The organism is Actinomadura sp. KC345 (assembly GCF_004348515.1).
Taxonomy (GTDB): domain Bacteria; phylum Actinomycetota; class Actinomycetes; order Streptosporangiales; family Streptosporangiaceae; genus Spirillospora.
The window spans coordinates 1-5,265 of record NZ_SMKH01000426.1 but is presented as its reverse complement, the minus strand read 5'-3'; the positions used below and the strand labels follow the sequence as shown (position 1 = coordinate 5,265).

At 69.0% G+C, this 5,265-nt stretch carries 4 protein-coding genes and 1 tRNA gene; 4 read left to right on the top strand and 1 reads right to left on the bottom strand.

What is annotated here, in order from left to right:
* The coding region (locus E1281_RS37260; RefSeq protein ID WP_243717772.1) for a UPF0182 family protein at positions 1–2,894 on the bottom strand (2,894 nt) is incomplete at its 3' end.
* Positions 2,895–2,983: 89 nt separating this feature from the next.
* On the opposite strand from E1281_RS37260, the gene E1281_RS37255 reads away from it, so the two are divergent.
* The 4 genes from E1281_RS37255 (at position 2,984) to E1281_RS37240 (ending at position 5,200) form a co-directional block, all read left to right on the top strand.
* A complete protein-coding gene (locus tag E1281_RS37255) occupies positions 2,984–3,529 on the top strand; it encodes a PPA1309 family protein (protein WP_131884406.1) in 546 nt (181 codons plus the stop codon).
* Between the two features lie 10 nt (positions 3,530–3,539).
* On the top strand, positions 3,540–4,001 hold the full coding sequence (locus E1281_RS37250; RefSeq protein ID WP_243717771.1) for a molybdenum cofactor biosynthesis protein MoaE: 462 nt from the start codon (positions 3,540–3,542) through the stop codon (positions 3,999–4,001).
* A gap of 27 nt (positions 4,002–4,028) precedes the next feature.
* The gene (locus E1281_RS37245; RefSeq protein ID WP_131884404.1) at positions 4,029–5,078 is read left to right on the top strand and encodes a PDZ domain-containing protein; all 1,050 of its coding nucleotides are present in this window, start codon (positions 4,029–4,031) and stop codon (positions 5,076–5,078) included.
* Between the two features lie 48 nt (positions 5,079–5,126).
* Positions 5,127–5,200: transfer RNA gene (locus E1281_RS37240), tRNA-Met, on the top strand.
* Positions 5,201–5,265 lie beyond the last annotated feature (65 nt).

Sequence of the window (5,265 nt, the reverse complement as noted above, 5' to 3'; positions counted from 1 at the left end):
GAACCCGATGGGCTGGGGGACGCCGCCGGGCGCTCGCCCGCCGACGCGAGCGCCGCCTGGGCGTCCTTGATCCGCTTCCAGGCTTCGCCCATCCCCGGATAGTCGCCGTTCTTCTGGGCGTTCTCGTAGTCCGTCACGGCCTTCTGCAGATCGGCGATCGCCTGCTGCGCCGCCGCGCTCAGCTGGGGCGGCTGGTCGCCGCCCTCGTCCGGCGGTGTCTCCGGTGGCGGTGCCGCGCTCGTTCCGCCGAGGACCTGCTTCAGCGCCTCCTCAAGGGTGTCGGCCGCGGCGATCTTGTCGCCGTATCTGACCAGGATCTTGCCGAGGATCGGGTACGGCTGCTGCTCGGTGCCGCCCGCCGCCATCGTGTACATCGGTTCGACGTACAGCAGGCTCCCGCCGAACGGGATCGTCAGCAGGTTTCCGGGCACGGTCTTCGTGCCGCCCTGTCTCAACGCGAACAGGTCGGCCTTCACCTGCGTGTCCGTCTCGAACGAGTTCTGCACCTGGCCGGGCCCCGCCGGTTGCGCGTTGCGGGGCATCTGGAGGATCTGGATCTGCCCGTAGTCGCGCCCCGGCGTCGACCCCACCGCCATGAACGCGGCCAGCTGCGGGTTGTTGCGCGGGTTGAAGACCGTCGTCAGCGAGAACGACTCGTCGTCCTGGCCCGGCATGCGCAGGCTCTGGTAGTAGGGCGGCTGGCGCTTGCCCTGGCTGGACGGGTCCTGCGGCACCTCCCAGAAGCCTTCGCCGTTGTAGAACGCCGACGGGTCCGTCACGTGGTACTGCGCGAGGATCCTCCGCTGGACCTTGAAGAGGTCCTGCGGGTAGCGGAAATGGGACTCCAGCTCCGGCGGGATCGAGGAGCGCGGCTGCACGGTGTCGTCGAACACCTTCATCCACGTCTTCGTGATCGGGTCGTTCTCGTCCCACTGGTACAGGTGCACGGTGCCGTCGTAGGCGTCCACCGTCGCCTTGACCGAGTTCCGCATGTAGTTGACGTGGTCGTCGCCCTGCCGCGCCACCGCCGACCTCGTGTCGGTGATGGTGTCGCGGGTCGCCTCCCCGAGGCTCATCTCCTCCGAGTACGGGTAGCTGTTGGACGTCGTGTAGCCGTCCAGGATCCACAGGATGCGGCCGTTGACCACCGCCGGGTACGGGTCGCCGTCCATCGTGAGCCATGGCGCGGCCTTCTGCACCATCTCCCGCGGCGACCGGTCGTACAGGAGCTTGGCGTCCTTGTTGATCGCGCCGGACAGCAGCAGGTTCCTGTCCTGGAACTTCGTCGCGTACAGCAGCTTGTTGAAGAACGAGTCGATGGGGACGCCGCCCTGCCCCTCGTAGTTGCTGCTCTGTTGGCCCGACTCGCTGTTGTCGGGGTAGTTCAGCTCCTGCTGGCCGCGTCCGCCCACCACCGAGTACGTCGCGGAGCGCTCACCGAAGTAGATCTCCGGCCGCTGCACCTTGATCTTCTGCTCGGGGGAGACCGGCATGTTCTTGGTGATGAAATCGGGCACGTTGCCGTCGGCGAAGCGGTTGCCGTAGGCGGACACGAACCCGTAGCCGTGCGTGTAGACCATGCGGTCCTTGACCCAGCTGCGCTGCCCCTCCGGCGCCCCGGACAGCTCGCGGAGCGCCACGACCGTGTCGACCAGCTTGCCGTCCACCTGGTAGCGGTCCACGTCCAGCGTGTCGGGGAACCGGTAGAACGGCCTGATCCGCTGGAGCTGCTGGAACGTCTCGCCCACCACGTTCGGGTCGAGGACCCGGACGCCGTCGAGGCCGTCCGCCTCCTGCTGGAGCTTCTTCTCGTCGGTCACCGGTTGCTGCCCGTACGGGACGACCTTCGCGCCGTCCACCCCGTAGGCCTGGCGGGTGGCCTTGATGTTGCGTTCGATGAACTGGCGCTCCTTGGCCAGCTCGTCCGGCTTGACCTGGAACTGCTGGATCAGCAGCGGATACACCCCGCCCAGCAGGATCGCCGACAGCACGAGCAGCGTGAAACCGACGCCGGGCAGCATCATCCCGCGGCGGAGCAGGTTGCTGAAGAACATCGCGGCGCACAGCAGGGCGATGACCGCGAGGATCGTCTTGGCCGGCATCAGCGCGTTGATATCGGCGTAGGACGCGCCGTTCGTCACCCCGCGTTCGGAATGCATCAGCCCGTACCGGTCGAACCAGTAGGCGACGGCCTTCAGCAGGATGAACACGCCGAACAGCACCGACAGGTGCGCCCGCGCGGGCGGGCTCGCCTTGTCGCCCGGCCCCTGCAGCCGCAGGCCCCCGTACAGGTAGTGCACCATCACCGCGGCCACGATCGACAGGATCACCGTCGCGAAGACGACGCCGAGCACGAGACGCAGGAACGGGTAGGTGAAGACGTAGAAGGAGATGTCCTTGTGGAACTGCGGGTCCTCCACGCCGAACGGGGTCCGGTTGAGGAACGCCAGCCACACCGGCCACTGGCCAGCCACCGACGAGCCGGTCAGCAGCCCCAGCAGCCCGAGCAGCGACCAGGCGATCAGGCGCCGGCGCGGATCGATGACGGTCCGGTAGCGCTCCAGGCCCTGCTGTTCGACGGAAAGCGGCCGGTACGCGGGCCGCAGCCGGTACGCCACCGCGACGTTCGCGCCCACGATCAGCATCATCAGCAGGCCGGCGCCTAGGAACAGCACCGCCTTCGCCTGGAGCTGTGTCGTGTAGACCGAGGAGAAGCCGATAGAACGGTGCCACAGCAAGTTCGTGTAGGCAGAGGTGAAAACCAGGAACACGACCAGCAGTACCGCTGACACCACCAGAATCGGCAGCAACAGCCGTGTACGTCCGGTACCGAGCCGGCGCCCGAAACCGGGAGTCCGGAAGGTCAAGAGGCCCCTCCGATCGAGATCTCTCACCGGCCGCCCGCCGGTGCTGTAGATGCAACTTACCGACTCGCCCGGGGGTTCCCGCACCACCCGGGACCGAATGTGGAAAAGATGGCCCCGTGAGTCTTCTGGAAGAAGTAGTGCTGGACCTCGAGCGTCATTCCGCCCAAGAAGGCTGGGACAGTGCGCCGCGTCTCTACGCCCTCGTCCGGAGCACCGAGCTGCGCCGTGCCGAGCCCGACCTCGCGGACCAGCTCGGCCTGTCTCCCGACGCCGACACTCTAGCCGCACTGGAGCAGCCCTCCCTCCCCGAAAGGGACGCGGTCGAGGACGCCCTCGCCTCCATCGCCTGGCCGGACGCGGTCGAAGGGTGCGCCCTGGTCATGGAACGGGTCGTGCTGCCGCCCGACGTCGAGAACGACATCCCCGAGGACGAGGGGGAGGCCGCCGCGTTCGCCGCGTCCCACCCCGGGCGCGAGGACGTCCGCATGGTCGTCGGGGTCCTGCGCGACGGCACCCGGCACTCCGCCCTCCGGCTGCGCCGCCACGACACCGACGACGAGATCCTCGCCGGACCCGACCTCGTCCCCGCCCTCGCCGAAGCCCTCGCCGCCACCTTCGAACCGGATGAACCGGGCGGACCGGGCGGCGCCGCGGAAGGGTAGCCTGCGGAGCGTGAGCCGAGACGGTGTTGAGCAGGGCGGCGCCGAGGGCGCCGACGTGATCCGGTTGGCCGGCGTCCGGGAGACGCCGCTGTCCGTCGACGAGGTGTACGCCGCCGTCGGCGCGCCCGGCGCCGGCGGCGTCGCCGTCTTCGTCGGCATCGTCCGCGACACCGACCACGCCCGCGCCGTCAGCGGCCTGTCCTACAGCGCCCACCCCACCGTTGAGCAGCAGTTGCGCACCGTCATGGAGAAGGTCGCCGCCGACCACCCCGTGCTCGGCCTCGCCGCCGTCCACCGCGTCGGCGACCTGCGGATCGGCGACATCGCCGTCGTCGTCGCCGCGTCCTGCCCGCACCGCGCCGAAGCGTTCGCCGCCTGCCGGACCCTCATCGACGACCTCAAGGCGCAGGTCCCCATCTGGAAACACCAGACGTTCGCCGACGGCGGCGACGAATGGGTCGGCGCCTGCTGACCGCTCCGACCGCATAGAGTTTCCGGCATGTCTCGTCGTGCCGCCACGCTCACCGTCGCGAGCGTGATCGTTCTCGTGCTCGCCGTCGTCGGCTCCGTCATGCCGGTCCCGTATGTGGCGCTGCAGCCCGGGCCCACGCTGAACACCCTCGGCACGGACGACAAAGGGCAGCCGCTGATCAAGATCGACGGCCGCGAGACCTACCCCGGCGAGGGCCACCTGAACTTCACCACCGTCACCTACCGCGGCGGCCCCGGCGGACGCATCGACCTGTTCAGCGCCCTGCGCGGCTGGATCTCCGGCGACACCGCCATCGTCCCCGAAGAAACGATCTTCCCGGACGACGAGTCGCCGAAGCAGGTCGACGAGGAGAACACCCGCCAGATGCAGAACTCCCAGCAGAGCGCCGAGGCCGCCGCCCTGCGCGAACTCGGCATCGACGTCACCACCCGCGTCGTCGTCCAGGAGGTCCAGAAGGGCCGCCCCGCCGACGGCGTCCTCAAGGCCGGCGACGAGATCACCGCCGTGAACGGCACCAAGGCCACCGGCGTCACCCAGGTCGTCGACGGCATGGCCGACCACAAGATCGGCAGCGAGGTCACCATCACCTACAAGCGCGGCGGCCGGGAGCGGGAGGCGGTCGTCAAGACCGTCGCCGACCCCACCGGCGAACGCCCCGTCGTCGGGATCGTCCTGTCCGACCGGTTCACGTTCCCGTTCAAGATCAACATCAGCGTCGGCGACATCGGCGGCCCCTCCGCCGGCCTCATGTTCAGCCTCGCCATCATCGACAAGCTCACCCCCGGCCCCCTCACCCAGGGCAAGTTCGTCGCCGGCACCGGCACCATCACCCCCGACGGCGAGGTCGGCCCCATCGGCGGCATCCAGCAGAAGATGATCGCCGCCCGCGAAGCCGGCGCCACGATCTTCCTCACCCCCGCCGGCAACTGCGCCGACGCCGCCGCCACCCGCCCCGACGGCCTCCGGCTCGTCCGCACCGACACCGTCCACGGCGCCGTCCAAGCCCTCAACAACATCAACTCCGGCAAGGGCGACGTCCCCGCCTGCACCAAGTAACCGCCCGTACCGACCACCCCTCCCGATGCCCTAGACTTGAACCATCACCGCGGGGTGGAGCAGTTCGGTAGCTCGCTGGGCTCATAACCCAGAGGTCGCAGGTTCAAATCCTGCCCCCGCTACGGGTCCTGGGGTCCGTGTGGTCAGGCGTTTTGCGCCTTTCCCCGCGGGCCCCTTCGCCATTCCC